Here is a 16,942-nt window from a genome sequence, read left to right on the forward strand (position 1 = left end):
TTATATTATTTAACAACTAAATTTTCCACTTCTCCAAAGTCATTAACATCTACTATGAAACTACCATTTGTGTATTGTTCTGATAAATGAATATCTTTAATCTCGCCTGTTTCTTGTTGTTTATTTGAATAGATTGTATATTGCTTTTGTCCTGGTTGGACAACTTCGGCAGCTACAATACGATGTGGCGCTTTCTTAAGTTCTTTCAACAATGTAAGGCCACGTTGTGCGCGTTTTGCTGTTTGCAATACTTTAAATCCTACACGTTTTAATGAACCTCTTTGTGTCGCCATTAGAATTGAATCCTTTTCAGATATCAATTGTGTAAGCACTGCATAATCTTCGTCTTTTAAGTTAATAGATTTAACGCCAGCTGCTCTTAAGCCAGTATCAGAAAGTTCATCACTACTATATGTTAAGGACATACCTTTATGTGTAAGCACTGTGATCAGTTGTGGTTCTTCTATGCGCATGACATTAATGATTTCATCATCCGTTTTTAACTTCATTGATACTAATGGTTTATTAAAGCGTGAAGTTTTGAACATAGAAACATTACTTTTCTTAATCATACCATCACGTGTAGCAAGAATATAAAATGCTTCAGGTTTAAAGTCACGTTCACAAAAGACATCTATGACATGTTCACCTTCATCAATAGGTACGATTTGTGATACGTGTTGACCCAAATCTTTCCATTTGATCTCTGATAATTTATGCACTGGAATATACAAGTAACGTCCTTTATTAGTAAAGACAAGTGCTGTATCTAAAGTATTAACTTCTTGATATTTTAGCAATTCATCGCCTTCTTTAACACCCACTTCTTCGGCGCCACTTGCATTAAAACTACGTAAAGAAGTACGTTTGATATAACCATGTTTCGTGACACTCATGATTACAGTTTCACTTGGTATCATAACTTCTTTATCAATTTTGATTTCCGTAATTTCCGCTTCAATTGAAGACAAACGTTTTTGTTTATAGCGATTTCTTATTTCAGTTAATTCTTCTTTAATAACATTTAATAAGGCATCATGATTATCTAGGATGTTTCTTAAAGCTTCGATCGTTTTTTTCAATTCATCATGTTCATTTTGTAATTCAACAATATCTGTATTTGTAAGACGATACAATTGTAACGTCACAATCGCTTCAGCTTGAGCATCACTAAAATCATATTCAGCTACTAAGTTATTTTTAGCATCTTTTTTATTTTTAGAACTTCTAATGAGTTTTATGACCTCATCCAAAATAGAAAGTGCCTTCATTAAACCTTCTACAATATGCATTCTACTTTCAGCATGGTTTAATTCATAGCGCGTACGTTTTGTCACAACATCAATTTGGTGATTGATATAGCTATCAATAAATTGGCGAATGCCCATAAGTATAGGACGTCCATCACTAATCGCAACCATATTAAAGTTATATGCAACTTGTAAATCAGTGTTTTTATATAAGAAGTTCGCCACCGCTTCACTATTTACGTCTTTCTTCAATTCAATTGCTATACGTAAACCAGTTCGGTCTGTTTCATCACGTACTTCAACGATACCATCTACTTTTTTATCTGCGCGTAACTCATCCATTTTTTTAACTAGTGAACTTTTATTCACTTCATAAGGTACTTCAGTAACGATAAGCTCTTTTCTACCATTTCGTAGTTCCTCTAATTCTACTTTAGAACGGACAATGATTTTACCTTTACCGGTTTCATAAGCTTTTTTGATACCGTCAATACCTTGGATAATACCACCAGTAGGAAAATCTGGCCCTTTAATATATTTCATCAATTGACTCACTGTAATATCAGGGTTATCAATATATTTAAGCGTTGCTTGTATTACTTCTGCCAAGTTATGCGGTGGTATGTCTGTTGCATAGCCTGCAGATATACCGGTACTACCATTAATCAATAAATGAGGTAACCTTGCTGGTAAGACCATAGGCTCCATTGTCGTATCATCATAGTTGGGCATAAATGGCACTGTTTCTTTATTAATATCTCTTAATAATTCTTCTGAAATAGGGCTTAATTTAGCTTCTGTATAACGCATAGCTGCCGCTGGGTCATTATCAATACTACCATTGTTACCTTGCATATCCACTAACACATGGCGTAATTTCCATCCTTGACTCAGTCGAACCATTGCGTCATATACAGAGGAATCACCATGTGGATGATATTGTCCAATGACGTCACCGACAGTTTTAGCACTTTTACGGAAATTTTTATCATATGTGTTTCCACTTGAATACATTGCATATAAAATACGTCTTTGAACAGGTTTGAGCCCATCACGAACGTCTGGCAATGCACGCTCTTGAATGATGTATTTACTGTACCTACCGAATCGATCGCCAATAACATCTTCTAGCGATAAATCTTGAATTATTTCACTCAATTTATTTCCTCCTCATCGGGGTTTTCCTGTTCTAAAATTTGAATTTCATTATTATCCAAAATACTTTGTTCTTGTTGTAAGCCAAATTCAACATTTTTTTCAATCCATTCACGTCGTGGCGCTACTTTATCACCCATTAATGTTGTCACACGTTTAGAAGAACGCAATTCATCTTCAATTTGTACTCTAATTAACGTTCGAGTTTCAGGATTCATTGTTGTTTCCCACAATTGATCGGCGTTCATTTCACCAAGACCTTTATAACGTTGTAGCGTAAAGCCTTTACCTAGTTTATTTTGTAATTGCTCTAATTCTTCGTCAGTCCAAGCATACTCAATTTTTCTCGAAGCACCTTTACCTTTTTCTAATTTGTATAAAGGAGGTAGTGCAATAAATACTCTGCCAGCTTCTACTAAAGGTTTCATATACTTAAAGAAGAATGTTAATAACAATACTTGGATATGTGCGCCATCGGTATCAGCATCTGTCATGATGATGATTCTATTATAATTGCTATCTTCAATCTTAAATTCGTTACCGACACCCGCACCAATTGTATGGATAATTGTGTTAATTTCTTCATTTTTGAATATATCATCCAGTTTAGCTTTTTCTGTATTTATTACTTTACCTCTTAGCGGTAATATAGCTTGATACTTACGATCTCTTCCTAATTTAGCAGAACCACCTGCTGAGTCACCCTCTACTAAGTATATTTCTTTCTTCTCAGTATTTTTACTTTGTGCAGGTGTTAATTTCCCAGAAAGTAATGTATCTTTACGTTTGTTTTTCTTACCTGAGCGTGCATCTTCTCTTGCTTTACGTGCTGCTTCTCTCGCCTGTTGGGCTTTCAGTGCTTTTTTCACTAGTGATTTAGATAATTGCCCTTTTTCTTCTAAATAATACGGCAATTTGTCAGAAACAACAGAATCAACTGCACTTCTAGCTTCTGGCGTACCTAATTTAGACTTGGTTTGTCCTTCGAATTGGAGTAATTCTTCCGGAACACGTAACGATATAATTGCTGTAAGCCCTTCTCTTATATCATTACCATCTAGATTCTTATCTTTCTCTTTTAATTCATTAATACGTCGCGCATAATCATTAAACACACGTGTCATAGCTGATTTAAAACCAACTTCATGCGTGCCTCCATCTTTAGTACGAACGTTATTAACAAAACTCAAGATACCTTCTGAGTATTGATCGTTGTATTGAAATGCTACTTCTACTTCAATCTTATTCGCTTCACCTGAAAAATTAGCGACTTCGTGTAATACTTCTTTGCCTTCATTAACATAACTCACAAATTCTTTAATGCCATCTTCATAGTGGTAAACATCTTCACGTTCTTTACCAGCTCTTAAATCTCTAAGCGTGATTTTTAGGCTTTTAAGTAAAAAAGCCGACTCTTGCAATCGTTCACTTAACATATCGTAATTAAATGAAGTTGCTGCTTTGAAAATTTCAGGGTCTGGTTTAAACGTTACTTTTGTACCTGTTCTTTTTGTTTTACCATGTTTTTCAAGTCCTGATGATGGTTTACCACCATTTTTAAAACTTTGGGTATATATCGTACCATCTCTACAGATTTCAACTTCCAACCATTCACTCAGCGCATTGACAACTGATGCGCCCACACCGTGTAATCCACCTGAAGTCTTATATCCGCCTTGTCCAAACTTACCGCCTGCATGAAGTACCGTGAAAATGACCTGAACAGTAGGTTTCCCTGAAGTGTGGATACCTGTTGGCATGCCACGTCCATTATCTTCTATTGTAATACTTTCATCTTTATTGATAGTTACTATGATTTCACTACCAAAACCGTTTAATACTTCATCGACGGAATTATCGACAACTTCATACACTAGATGATGTAATCCACGTTTATCGGTAGAACCAACATACATACCAGGTCTTTTTCTTACGGCCTCTAACCCCTCAAGAACCTGAATGGAATCATCCGAATAGTTATTTTGTTTATTCATTGCCAATCGTTTCGCCCTCCTACAAACATACGTTCGTTTTTAAAACTATACATTAGTTATTCTTATATAAATCTGGATAAATTGCAAGCACCAAATCAATTTTCAAAAAATAATTCATTCCTCTATGAAAATTTTTATTCGTCTTATTATGGTCTTGTATGGTAAAATAATTTTAATGTCATTAAAGGATGTGGATTATATATGATGATGATTATAATCATGTTGATACTAAGTTACCTCATTGGTGCATTTCCAAGTGGCTATGTAATAGGAAAATTATTTTATAAAAAAGATATCAGACAATTTGGTAGTGGCAACACTGGCGCGACAAATAGCTTTAGAGTATTAGGTAAACCAGCAGGCTTCCTAGTTACTTTTTTAGACATATTTAAAGGTTTCATTGTTGTCTTTTTCCCACTATGGTTACCTGTCAGTGCAGAAGGTCCTATTAGTTCATTTTTCACAAATGGATTAATCGTTGGTGCTTTCGCAATTTTAGGTCATGTATATCCAGTTTACCTTGGATTCAAAGGTGGTAAAGCCGTTGCTACAAGTGCTGGCGTTATACTTGGTATGAATCCTGTCTTATTAATTATACTAGCAGCTATTTTCTTTATAATATTGAAATTAACAAAATATGTTTCACTTTCAAGTATTATTGCGTCAATCTGTTGTCTTATTGGTGCTGTACTCATTCGAGACGTCATCTTGGTTATCGTTAGCATCGGTGTAGTTGTATTGCTGATTATTAGACACCGTTCTAATATTGTAAGAATTTTCAAAGGTGAAGAACCCAAAATAAAATGGATGTAACTATTACACAAGTCACTATGTAAACAATCAAGTAATTAAAATAAAAAGCTAGAGGACTTCATTGCCTCCAGCTTTTTATTTTTAGCTTAAGACCCTAACATCCACGTACGAAGAATTAATTTCTTCGATCACTTTAAAACATCATTACTTCTATTATACTACTAATGTAGCGCTTTAACATAGATTTTCGCTATTTCACATATGTCTAAATTGATTTTAAATAATTTTTTGATAATTTATGCTATAATATCTTTAGTATTACTCAAAACGGGTAATGTATATAATACTAATTTTTAGATTAGTCACTAACTATCATAAGTTAAGCACTTGTGAACCGAAAGGAGACTTTTATTATGGAAATAGAACTTTCAAATAATGCAGTGTCTTGGTTTAAAGAAGAACTTGAATTACCCGAAGGTGATAAAGTCTTACAATTTTTCGTTCGTTATGGTGGAGAATTTCAGTTAAAACAAGGATTTAGCCCTGCCTTTAGCGTAGACAGAAAAGATGAAGTTGAAATTGGTTACGAAAATAATTACGAAGGTTTAGACGTTGTAATCGCTGAAAAAGATTTATGGTATTTTAAAGATGATAATTTATTCATCGATATAAATGATAGTGTTGATGAAATTTCGTATACTACTAAATAATATATAGTTAAATTATTTTGAACTTAAGTTAATGTACAATCAGTGTTGATTATTATCTTCCTTCTATATAATATTGCTTACACAGTTGTATTTAAACTTTTAGATTCAAATGATTAATCATTAGTATAATTAAAGAAGCTTTCGAGATAAAAGAATTAAAGTTAAACAAGAAAAAGGATGATTTCTATTAAATAATATAGAAATCATCCTTTTTTATTTGTTTTATCATGTATCTTTTAATCAATACTTAACGAAAAGTATTATTGAGTTAAATACCTTGTACAAGCTCTAACGTTTCGCCCGCTTTATTTCTTTGATCAATATCAAGATAAGCTGCATGCCACTCTGGGAAATACTTATCTAGTCTAATTGGTTTAAAGTCTTCCTTTTTAATACAAGTTAAAGTAGTAGATCCTGTAGTCGCTAACTCGCCTACTTCATTAAAAATCTCATAACGATAAACATATCTCAATCTAGAGTATTTATCTACCCAAGTCTTAATTGTTACCTTTTCTGGATATGTGATGGATTTAATATATTTAATATCTATATCTGTTACTGGTGAGATAATACCCGCATCTTCCATGTCTTTATAACTGAAGCCCAATTTAGAAATATAGTCTGTACGTGCGACTTCGAACCATGTAGGATAATTACCATGATAGATTACGCCCATTTGATCTGTCTCTTGATAACGTGATTCTATTTTTGTCATACTGTAAATCATTTTACGTCCTCTTTTCAAATACACATAGTCATTATTACACATTAAATATTAACATAAAAAAGGGAGCAGGACAGAAATCAACGTTTGATTTCATTTTCCCACCCCCACAAGACTGATTAGATAAAGAAGTACAAGTGCTTAAGCTCTTGCATAAGAACTTAAAACAAGTGAATTTATATATCAGACAGCTACTGTGTAATCTTTAAGTTATTAATTACTAGCTAATTTTTTTCTTAATACAAGTTGTAAGATACCACCATGGCGGTAATAATCCATTTCTACATTTGAATCAAAACGTGCAACTGCTTCAAATTCAATGACTTTACCATTTTCTTTTTTAGCTTGTACTTTAACTAAATCATGAGGTTTAACATTTTCATCAATATCAACTGAAATAACTTCAGTTCCATCGATGCCTAAACTTTCTGAAGACTCTCCGTCTTTAAATTGTAAAGGTAATACACCCATCATAACTAAGTTTGAACGGTGAATACGTTCGTAACTTTGAGCAATAACTGTTTTAACACCTAAAAGGTTTGTACCTTTAGCTGCCCAGTCACGGGAAGATCCCATGCCGTAGTCATTACCTGCTAATACTACTAAACCAGTGCCATCTTCTTTATATTTCATTGCTGCATCGTATATTGGCATTTGTTCACCTGTTGGCCAATACGTTGTGAATCCACCTTCTGTACCTGGAGCCAATTCGTTTTTAATACGAATATTAGCGAAAGTACCACGGACCATAACTTCATGGTTACCACGACGTGAACCATATGAGTTAAATTGACGAATTGGAACATCGTGATCCAATAAGTATTTACCTGCTGGTGTGTCTTTACCAATAGCACCTGCTGGCGAAATATGGTCAGTTGTTACTGAATCTCCAAATTTACCCATAACACGTAAATTTTCAAGTGATTCAATTGTTCCAGGCTCTTTAGATAAGTTTTGGAAGAATGAAGGGTTTTGAATATAAGTAGATTCAGAATCGAAGTCATATAATGGTTTGTCTGTAACATCGATTTCGTTCCACATTTCATTATTATTGTATACCGTTGCATATTCTTCTTTGAACAATTCAGGTGTAACAACATTATCTACAGTATCTGAAACTTCTTTAATTGTAGGCCAAATGTCTTTTAGATATACATCTTCGCCATCTTTGCCTTTACCTAGAGGTTCATTTTGTAAATCGATATTTACTGTACCTGCTAAAGCATAAGCAACAACTAATTGTGGTGAAGCTAAGTAGTTACCTTTAACTAAAGGATGGATACGTCCTTCAAAGTTACGGTTACCTGATAATACAGATGTAACTAATAAATCTTCTTCTGCTATAGCTTTTTCAATTTCTTCACGTAATGGACCTGAGTTACCAATACAAGTTGTACAGCCATAACCTACAAGGTTGAATCCAAGTTTATCAAGATAATTGTTTAAACCTGAATCATTTAAATAGCCGGTAACAACTTTTGAACCCGGTGCTAATGAAGTCTTAACGTATTCTGGCACTTCTAATCCTTTTTCTACTGCTTTCTTAGCAACTAGTCCAGCACCTAACATTACATATGGGTTAGATGTATTTGTACATGATGTAATTGCAGCAATAGCTAGGTCGCCCGTTTTCATTGTTGTACTTGAACCGTCTTTAAATTCAATATCAACAGTTTTATCAAATTCGCTCTCATCAAATCCGTGACCTTGGTTACCTGCTGGTGCAGTAACTGATTTTTGGAATTCAGTTTTCATATCACTTAAGAAAATTAAATCTTGAGGACGTTTTGGCCCTGCTAATGAAGCTTCAACAGTTGATAAATCTAATTCAACAACTTTAGTATATTCTGGTTCATCATCTTCTACTGTGAAGAACATGTTGTTTTCTTGTAAATATTTTTTAACAAGTTGGATTTGATCCTCAGAACGACCTGTTAAGCGCATATATTTTAATGCTTCTTCATCTACTGGGAAGAAACCACAAGTTGCACCATATTCTGGAGCCATGTTTGCAATTGTTGCACGGTCTGCCAATGGTAGATGTTGTACACCTGGACCAAAGAATTCAACAAACTTGCCAACTACGCCTTGTTTACGTAACTCTTGAGTCACACGTAAAGCTAAATCTGTAGCTGTTGCACCTTGTGGTAATGCGTTAGATAATCTAACACCAATCACTTCAGGGATTGGGAAGTATGAAGGTTGACCAAGCATTCCGGCTTCGGCTTCGATACCACCTACGCCCCAACCTAATACACCAAGACCATTGATCATTGTCGTATGTGAGTCAGTACCAACTAATGTATCAGGAAACGCTACAGTTTCACCATCTACTTCACGAGCATGAACAACATTTGCTAAATACTCTAAGTTAACTTGGTGAACGATACCAGTTGCTGGTGGCACTGCACTGTAGTTGTTAAATGCTTTAGTAGCCCAATTTAAAAATTGATAACGCTCGTAGTTTCTTTCAAATTCTAATTTCATATTACGTTCTAATGCATCTGGATTTGCATAGCTATCAACTTGAACTGAGTGGTCAATAACTAAATCTACTGGTACTTCTGGGTTGATTTTATCCAAATCTCCGCCAACATCATTCATTGCTTTACGTAATGATGCTAAGTCTACAACAGCAGGAACCCCTGTGAAATCTTGTAGAATAACACGAGATGGTTTAAATGGTACTTCGCCTTCTGCACCTTTGTTAAAGTCAGATAATGCTTTGATGTGTTCATCAGTGATTACAAAACCATCTTCTTGTCTTAAAACAGACTCTAGTAATACTCTAATTGAGTATGGTAATTTTGATACTTTCGTTAAACCTTGTTCTTCTAACGTGTTTAAATCATAAAACGTATATGATTTTCCGTTAAGCTCAAACGATTTTTTCGCTTGTTGTTTGATATTAGAAGCCATAAAAATCCCCCTTGAAATTTATATTGATTATATGCCGTTATCTGAATTGTATAATTAAATGCAACTTAAAACAACTACATAATACTAGAAACCTATATAATTTAGATTTGATTTTTCAATCAGTATGTATAAGTATAACTTATCACGCTATGATTGTGTAATAAGTTAATGTTATCAATTGAGAATCATTATCACCTATATTTAATTATATATACAATTCTTTTTACTGTTTTACTTATATTTTTTATTTATATTAAACGCTTTAACAAAACCGCTCCTGCTTAATATTTAATCTTTTTGCGCACAAAAAAACTGGGGGTCCATTAGGATCCCCAGTTAATTCACATTATTTTTCGTTTTTTTCATCGTCTCTTAATGGTTTACGTCTTTCAATAATGTCATCTTCATAATCATCTTCTTGATGTTGTACATAATCTTGCAATCTATGTTTATTAGGTGCCAATGTTAAGCCTAAGAACTTACGCTCTTTGTTGGCATCTTTGTAGAATGAAATCATCATCATTATAACTACAAAGGAGAACGGTAAGGCACTTATAATGGCGGCACTCTGAATCGCGTTCAGCGCTTGTGCACCATCACCCCCACCTGCAAATAATAATACGAAAGCAATTAATGACTGTGCAATACCCCAAGTGACTTTAACGTAATTCGAAGGATTTAACGAACCATATGTCGTTTGCATGCCTAGCACGAATGTCGCTGAGTCAGCTGATGTAATAAAGAATGAAGCAATTAATAACAGTGCAACGATTGATAATATAATACCCATAGGTATTTCGTTAAACACAGCAAAGAGTTGTGTCTCTACGGTCATGTCGAATATTTCAGGATTTTTCTTACCAGTTTCAATACCTAGTACACCAAATACACTGAACCAAACGAAACTTACTAATGCAGGTACTAAAAGTACACCTGCGATAAATTCGCGGATAGAACGTCCTTTAGATACACGTGCAATAAATATACCTACGAATGGACTCCAGCTTAACCACCAGCCCCAATAGTAAAGTGTCCAACTAGACATCCATTCACTCTTTTGAGGATTTAAAGCTGCTGTATCAAATGAATTAAATAAGAATGTGTTCAATAAACTACCTGTTGAACTTGTCATCATATTTAAAATTAATACTGTTGGACCAATAATTAGTACAGCTACCATCAATATTAAACCTAAACTAATGTTTAGATTACTTAAATATTGGATACCTTTACTTAATCCAGACCAAGCACTCATAAGGAATAATATTGTTACTATTACTATGATAATTCCTTGTACCCATATGTTAGTTGGGACGCCAAATAAGTAATTCAGACCACCATTGATTTGTAATGCACCCATACCAAGTGATACGGCTACACCTACAACAGTAGCAAAGACTGCTAATACATCAATCATTGTTCCAATAGGACCTTCTACTTTATCACCTAAGATAGGTCGTAAAGTTCTAGAAATAAGTCCTGGTTCGCCTTTTCTAAATTGAGCATACGCAAGCGCTAATGCTACTACGCCATAAATTGCCCATGCGTGGAAGCCCCAATGGAAGAATGTTGCGCGTAAGCCTTCAGTATATGCTTCAGTTGTTTTTGGATCTGCAGTTGGTGGGGCAGCAAAGTTAGCCATTGGTTCAGCCGCTCCATAGAATACAAGTCCAATCCCCATACCAGCACTAAATAACATTGCAAACCATGAAATCGTATTAAATTCTGGCTTGTCATTTGGTTTACCTAGTTTCAATTTACCAATAGGGCTAAATATTAGGAAAACACAGAAGAAAACAATGAGCGTTGTAAGTATTAAATAATACCATCCAAGTTTGTCCGTTATCCATAGTTTGATTGTATTCGTTACAGTGTCAAACTGTTCTGGTAGAAATGCACCAATAAGCACTACAATCGCTACAATGATCGCACTATAGATAAAAACTGGAGATATCTTCTTACCGCTAGGTTCGTTGTTAGAAGAATTCATTAATAATAACTCCCTTTCTCATCTTATTTAATTTTTTTAAAATCCCAAATAGAAAAATTACAATAAATTCTATTTTTATGTTTCGCCACGTCTTAGAATAACAAACCCCCGTGTTAATATCAAATTTAGTTAAAAAAACTATTCTCTTTATTTAAAACATATTGTATAATAAAATTTATATTTAATTAAGAGGTGTTGTAAAATGTTGAAGGAATTTAAAGAATTTGCATTAAAAGGTAATGTCTTAGATTTAGCGGTAGCTGTAGTTATGGGTGCAGCTTTCAACAAAATCGTTACAGCACTAGTTGCATACATCATCATGCCTTTAATTGGTTTGATTTTCGGAACTGTTGACTTTGCAAAAAGTTGGACGTTCATGGGCATCGAATATGGTATGTTTGTACAATCAATTATAGATTTCATTATCATTGCTTTTGCATTATTCATCTTTGTTAAAATTGCAAATACCTTAATGAAACCTGAAGAAGAAGAAGTTGAAGAAAACACTGTTTTACTAACAGAAATCCGTGATTTACTACGTGAAAAAAATCAATAAAAAGCAATAAGCGTTTGATATTCATCGCTTCTTACTACCAACTAAGTCTAACGATTTTGTTGGTATTTTTTTATGCATGTTTACCGCAGACAAAGACTCAGTCTGTTGTAGTCTTTGACTAGCGTATTTCCTGCATGGGTCAACCCAAAGCACCATCATTTTCAAAAATTCAACAGTCAAAAAATATTGATGTATAACCAGTTTTGGTTTCTTGAATGCTATTTTTGTTTTCAAACGAATGTCACTTCGTGGGTTACCTAAAGTTAAACGAGAAGTAGAATTAGTATTAATAGCAATAAATATAAGTAAAATAGTAACTCATCGAGCTACTAAAATGGATAAGCGCATAAAAATGGTGGTTTCTACTTTATTTCACGTAGAAACCACCATTTTTTAGTTCACTGTGAATCCTATGTCTCAGACTCTTCTATAATTATATTGGCAGTAGCTGACTCAATTGAAAATGTGCTTATATCATGCTTTTAAAGAACGACTACTTCATTTATGAAGATACGTAGTTCTTTAAAAGCGCTTCAGCTCTTGTATTCCATTTTATAGTCAGTTTTGCCGGACTGGGCTCATGCGACGAAATCTTTTTAGAAAAACTAGATTTCCGTCTCAATCCCTTATTCAATTATTGCCTTTTAAATTGTGTAGTACTTTGATATTGCTCTGTACTAACTTCAAGTATTAACGGAATTCTTTGCTTAAGTTCACTTACGTGAGAAATAATACCTACCATTCTCCCTGTAGATTTCAAACTCAGTAATGTATCTAACGCTGTTTCTAATGTTTCTTGATCTAATGTTCCGAAACCTTCATCTACAAACATTGAATCTAAAGCAATTCCTCCAGACTCTTGTTGAACTACTTCACTAAGTCCTAATGCTAGGGCTAATGATGCTTGGAAAGTTTCTCCACCAGACAATGATGAAATATGTCGAGATTGATTCGAATGCGAGTCAAAGACGTCTATTTCAAGTCCACTGTAGCCCTGTGATATTTGTTCTCTTCTTGTTAATTGATAGCGTTGCCCTGTCATCAATGCTAAACGTTGATTGGCTTGAGCAAGAATTCGTTCCAAGTAGTAAATTAATACATAGTTTTCTAACGTTAACTTTTGATCATTTTTACCTGACAATATTTCGGCTAATTGAAACACTTCTTGCTGTGCTTTCAATTCCTTTTCTAATGTTTCTATAATTGTATTAATCTCATTGATTTTCTTCTGATTAAAATCAATCTTATATTCATGTTGGCTTAATTCCGTAGCTACCTTGTCTAATACTTGTTGCTTTTGTTGATAGATTTCTTTTAAATGTTGGCTATCTTCAAGTTTTTTATTTTTCGTTTCCTCACTAAGCTGTGTAATAATTAATTCTAATGACTGTTTCTCTTTATTGTAAGTATTGACCTCTGCTTCAATTTTATCTTTATCTGCTACTTTAACTATTGTTGCTTCCACCTGCTCAAATTGGGTGAAGCCAATTCTATCCATTTCTTCATCTATCTTCAGATTCATATTTTCCAATTCATTTTTTAATTCTTTTAAACTTGATTCTAAATATGTTTTACTATTTTCTTCAATAGACAGTTGTTGGTTATTATTTAGAATATTTTGTTCTAATTTATTAAAAACATTGTCATATTCTTTTATCTTTTCTAAATTACTTTCATAAGCTTTCACAAACTCAACAACATTATCAAATTCGGTGTTATGTTCGAAGTCATTTATAGTAATATCATTTTCTCTTAGAGTATGTTGCTTATTTTTCATATCTAATTCAAGCGTATGATGAGTTTGTTCGTTTTTTTGTAATTGCTCTTTTAATTGATTAATCTCTTCATTTTCTTTTTCTAAATTCTCTTTTTCATCATATTTATAATCAATATGCTTTTCAAGTTCATGATAATTCGTATTATTAAGCTCTTCTTGAGAAAATTTTTCTATTTGTTCATTTAAATAGTTTAATTCACTTTCACATTTTATTTTTTTCTCTTTTATATCTTTATGTTGTTCTTCTATTGCAGTTAACGCTTGATGTCTTTCCGTTAGTTCATCAAAGTCTAGATGTTGCTCAATTGAATGTACTTCATTTCCACAAACCGGGCATGTATCACCTGAATTTAATGCTGATTGAACTTTTGCAATAATATCCTTTTTATTGTTTAAATCTATATTCGTTTTGTCTATATTAGAGTATTTGTCATCTAATTGTTGAAGTTGCATATGAAATTTTTCTATATCTGTTAACTTCTGTTTTTTTCTGTTTTGTAAGCTTTCAAATTCAATTTTTTTGAGTTCATTCTGTTTTAACTCTTTGATTTCATTATTTAAATTGTAAATTTGTGCATTAAGCAATTCAACTTTTTTATAATCACTCTTACGATGGTTTAACTTCTTAGCGAGATCATCCAGTAGTTGCTTTTGTGTTTTAACCTTTTCTTCAAGTGTTTTATAAGCTTTATTTATTGTTTCACGTTGATGATATGCCTCTCGATATTTACTTGCTTTATCATAAAACAACTTACATTTTTCTACATACTTTCTAAAACCTTTTAATATATCTGAAGACTGTAAATGTTTTTCGAGTTGTTTTTTATTTTTATGTGACTTATCTTTGAGCGTATTAATCGATTTTTCTTTTTCTTCGATATCTTTTATTGATTTTTCTTTTTTTAAAGTTAACGTTTCTTTAGACTCTAACAAATTAGCTAACGGTCTTACTTCATAAATTTCATTTAATAGTTTGATTTTCTTTTTGATTTCGTCATCAACTAAAAGTAACTGTTCATATTGCAGTTGTTTCTCTTTAAGCTGCGTTAATGCTTCTTCAAGTTTTAAATTATAATTTAAATTATTTTCTGCCGAGGTCACTTCATCTTTATATTTACTCTTTTTTTCTTTTATTTCTTGTTGTATTTTTCGTGCTTTTTCTTTAAATTCTGGTAATACTTCCATAATTCGATTTGTTTGTCTAGCATTGATTGTTTTATATTCAGTTAATAGTTCATCGTTAAATGTTTCAATATCATGCCAATTATTTTCTAACATATTGAATCTTTTTTCAATTTGTTCTCTAACTTCTTTTACGTCGTTACTCAAGTGTTTCTGTATTTCTTCAAAACGCTGACTATTAAAAAGTGTCCTTAAAATTTCTTGCTTCTCTGAGCTTTTAGATAGTAAAAATCTCTTGAATTCTCCCTGAGGTAATATAAAAAGTTGTCTGAATTGCTCAGCGTTTACGCCTAATAAATCTCTGATAAATTGATTACCCGTATTTATTTTACTCTCTCTGAGATTATATTCATTGTCTTCGTATTGGTATATTGCTAACTGGCCTAGCGTTTTATTTTTATTACCTTCTTTAATAAATGCACCTTGTCGCACAATCTTAAAAATATGGTCTCTTAGTTTAAATTCAAATTCTACAATCATAGGTGTCTTGCTATCTGCAAAATGACTTCTTAAATCACTCTCTTTTCTATCTTTAGTAGACGCTTCACCAAAAAGTGCATACACAATTGCGTCAAAAACCATTGTCTTACCTGATCCAGTTTTACCACTGATTAAAAAAAGTTGATTATCTTTTACGTTATTAAAATCTATCATTTCTTTTAAGAAAGGTCCGAAATTATTTAAATTTAATGTTAAAGGTCTCATTTATTCAGATCCTCCTTCGAGTAAATCATTTAACACCTTAGCTACTGTTTTACTTTGAGTTTGTGTTAGTTCTTCATCAGTAATATTTTTATAGAATTTATCAATTATCGTTTCATCATCTAATTTTTGAATTTCATAGTTATCTTGATGAATGTGTGCACTAAAATCAAAAGTCTGGTTTGTAAGTGCTAATGTATTAGGATAAATTTGTTTTAAATGTACCATTGGATCACTGACATGAGACATATGTTTTAATTTGAAGTGTAAATAATTATCTTTATCTTTTACCTTTAATTTTTCTTGTATCGCGTCTTCGTAATCGCCTTCTATAACTTCTAATTGTCTTAAAGGCGCAATCGGTATGAATTTCTCTTTAATTGTATCTTCATTAATTTCAATGGTTCTATACCCTTTAGGTTGATTCACTTCAGAAAAAGAATATTGGAGTATAGATCCACTATAGCTTATAAAATCAGAATCTATGCTAAACGGATGGTGTAGATGACCCAGCATAACTCTATCAAACTGTTGAAACGAATCAGCTTCTACAGATTCGACTGTCCCTATAGATAAAGGTCTCTCTGATTCTGAACGCACACCACCTTGTACAGTTAAGTGACCAATAAGAATATTGGTATTATTCTTATTTATATTATTACTCATATATTCAATAGATTTACTTAAAGCTTGTTGATAAGTTTCTATCGTATTATCTTTTAAAAAGTGTTGAGTTTCATTAATTGTTGCAAACGGTAACGTATAAAAATCTATAGCTCCAATTGAAATAGGTGCATTCATATCTTCAAGTTTTGTACGTATATATAAATTTGATTTTTCAAACCACTTGGCACCATAGTTTAATCGTTCTTTACTATCATGATTACCGCTTATCATAATGAGCGGAATGCCCATCTCTAGATTTAAAGTATCAATTGTACTTTCTAATAATTGAATCGCATCTTTATTCGGATAACTTGTATCATATAAATCACCGGCAATCACTATGACATCCGGTTGTTCATTGTCCATCGCTTCTATAAAACGATTTAAAATATACGCTTGGTCTTCTAATAATGATTTACCGTTTAAAATTCTGCCTAAATGCCAATCGGCTGTATGTATTACTTTCATTTTAACACCTCTAATAGAACGTTTGTTCGTATTTATATATTATAATATTTTTACCACTAAGACAAGTATAACCATAATGGCGATGAGACAAAAAAC

General features: G+C 32.7%; 10 protein-coding genes. 3 read left to right on the forward strand and 7 right to left on the reverse strand.

Annotation, left to right across the window (positions count from 1 at the left end):
* Positions 1-5: 5 nt before the first annotated feature.
* Both parC and parE read right to left on the reverse strand, forming a co-directional pair.
* Positions 6-2,408: a DNA topoisomerase IV subunit A gene (gene parC / locus AST02_RS03840; RefSeq protein ID WP_069815757.1), complete on the reverse strand. Its 2,403-nt coding sequence runs from the start codon at positions 2,406-2,408 to the stop codon at positions 6-8.
* A complete protein-coding gene (gene parE / locus AST02_RS03845; RefSeq protein WP_141714411.1) occupies positions 2,405-4,399 on the reverse strand; it encodes a DNA topoisomerase IV subunit B in 1,995 nt (664 codons plus the stop codon). Before parE ends, parC begins: the two co-directional genes overlap by 4 nt.
* A 204-nt stretch (positions 4,400-4,603) precedes the next feature.
* On the opposite strand from parE, the gene plsY reads away from it, so the two are divergent.
* Together plsY and AST02_RS03855 are read left to right on the forward strand one after the other, a co-directional pair.
* The gene (gene plsY / locus AST02_RS03850) at positions 4,604-5,212 is read left to right on the forward strand and encodes a glycerol-3-phosphate 1-O-acyltransferase PlsY (protein ID WP_069816476.1); all 609 of its coding nucleotides are present in this window, start codon (positions 4,604-4,606) and stop codon (positions 5,210-5,212) included.
* A 353-nt stretch (positions 5,213-5,565) separates the two neighbouring features.
* Complete coding sequence (locus AST02_RS03855) at positions 5,566-5,862, forward strand: HesB/YadR/YfhF family protein (RefSeq protein ID WP_069815759.1); 297 nt, start codon at positions 5,566-5,568, stop codon at positions 5,860-5,862.
* Between the two features lie 268 nt (positions 5,863-6,130).
* Here AST02_RS03855 and menI read toward each other — a convergent pair whose 3' ends face one another.
* From menI to AST02_RS03870, 3 genes are all read right to left on the reverse strand, one after another.
* Positions 6,131-6,589 carry a 1,4-dihydroxy-2-naphthoyl-CoA hydrolase MenI gene (menI, locus tag AST02_RS03860; RefSeq protein WP_069815760.1) on the reverse strand — a complete coding sequence of 153 codons (459 nt, stop codon included), beginning with the start codon at positions 6,587-6,589 and terminating at the stop codon, positions 6,131-6,133.
* 210 nt (positions 6,590-6,799) lie between these two features.
* Positions 6,800-9,505 (reverse strand): aconitate hydratase AcnA, encoded by a 2,706-nt coding sequence (acnA, locus tag AST02_RS03865; protein ID WP_069815761.1) that lies wholly within the window; start codon positions 9,503-9,505, stop codon positions 6,800-6,802.
* Between the two features lie 346 nt (positions 9,506-9,851).
* Positions 9,852-11,495, reverse strand: coding sequence for a glycine betaine uptake BCCT transporter (locus tag AST02_RS03870; protein WP_069815762.1), 1,644 nt, complete (start codon positions 11,493-11,495; stop codon positions 9,852-9,854).
* Positions 11,496-11,697: 202 nt separating this feature from the next.
* On the opposite strand from AST02_RS03870, the gene mscL reads away from it, so the two are divergent.
* Positions 11,698-12,051, forward strand: coding sequence for a large conductance mechanosensitive channel protein MscL (mscL, locus tag AST02_RS03875; protein WP_069815765.1), 354 nt, complete (start codon positions 11,698-11,700; stop codon positions 12,049-12,051).
* 634 nt (positions 12,052-12,685) lie between these two features.
* On the opposite strand, the gene sbcC is transcribed toward mscL, so the two are convergent.
* Positions 12,686-15,715: an exonuclease subunit SbcC gene (gene sbcC, locus AST02_RS03885; protein WP_069815769.1), complete on the reverse strand. Its 3,030-nt coding sequence runs from the start codon at positions 15,713-15,715 to the stop codon at positions 12,686-12,688.
* On the reverse strand, positions 15,716-16,846 hold the full coding sequence (gene sbcD, locus AST02_RS03890; protein WP_069815771.1) for an exonuclease subunit SbcD: 1,131 nt from the start codon (positions 16,844-16,846) through the stop codon (positions 15,716-15,718).
* Between the last annotated feature and the right edge of the window lie 96 nt (positions 16,847-16,942).

It is taken from the genome of Staphylococcus equorum (genome assembly GCF_001747895.1).
In the GTDB taxonomy this organism is placed as follows: Bacteria; Bacillota; Bacilli; order Staphylococcales; family Staphylococcaceae; genus Staphylococcus; species Staphylococcus equorum_A.

Excerpts from the sequence above, each read along its gene's own strand:
- parE (WP_141714411.1), bottom strand. The coding sequence starts at position 4,399 with ATGAATAAACAAAATAACTATTCGGATGATTCCATTCAGGTTCTTGAG.
- plsY (WP_069816476.1), top strand. The coding sequence starts at position 4,604 with ATGATGATTATAATCATGTTGATACTAAGTTACCTCATTGGTGCATTT.
- AST02_RS03855 (WP_069815759.1), top strand. The coding sequence starts at position 5,566 with ATGGAAATAGAACTTTCAAATAATGCAGTGTCTTGGTTTAAAGAAGAA.
- menI (WP_069815760.1), bottom strand. The coding sequence starts at position 6,589 with ATGATTTACAGTATGACAAAAATAGAATCACGTTATCAAGAGACAGAT.
- acnA (WP_069815761.1), bottom strand. The coding sequence starts at position 9,505 with ATGGCTTCTAATATCAAACAACAAGCGAAAAAATCGTTTGAGCTTAAC.
- AST02_RS03870 (WP_069815762.1), bottom strand. The coding sequence starts at position 11,495 with ATGAATTCTTCTAACAACGAACCTAGCGGTAAGAAGATATCTCCAGTT.
- mscL (WP_069815765.1), top strand. The coding sequence starts at position 11,698 with ATGTTGAAGGAATTTAAAGAATTTGCATTAAAAGGTAATGTCTTAGAT.
- sbcC (WP_069815769.1), bottom strand. The coding sequence starts at position 15,715 with ATGAGACCTTTAACATTAAATTTAAATAATTTCGGACCTTTCTTAAAA.
- sbcD (WP_069815771.1), bottom strand. The coding sequence starts at position 16,846 with ATGAAAGTAATACATACAGCCGATTGGCATTTAGGCAGAATTTTAAAC.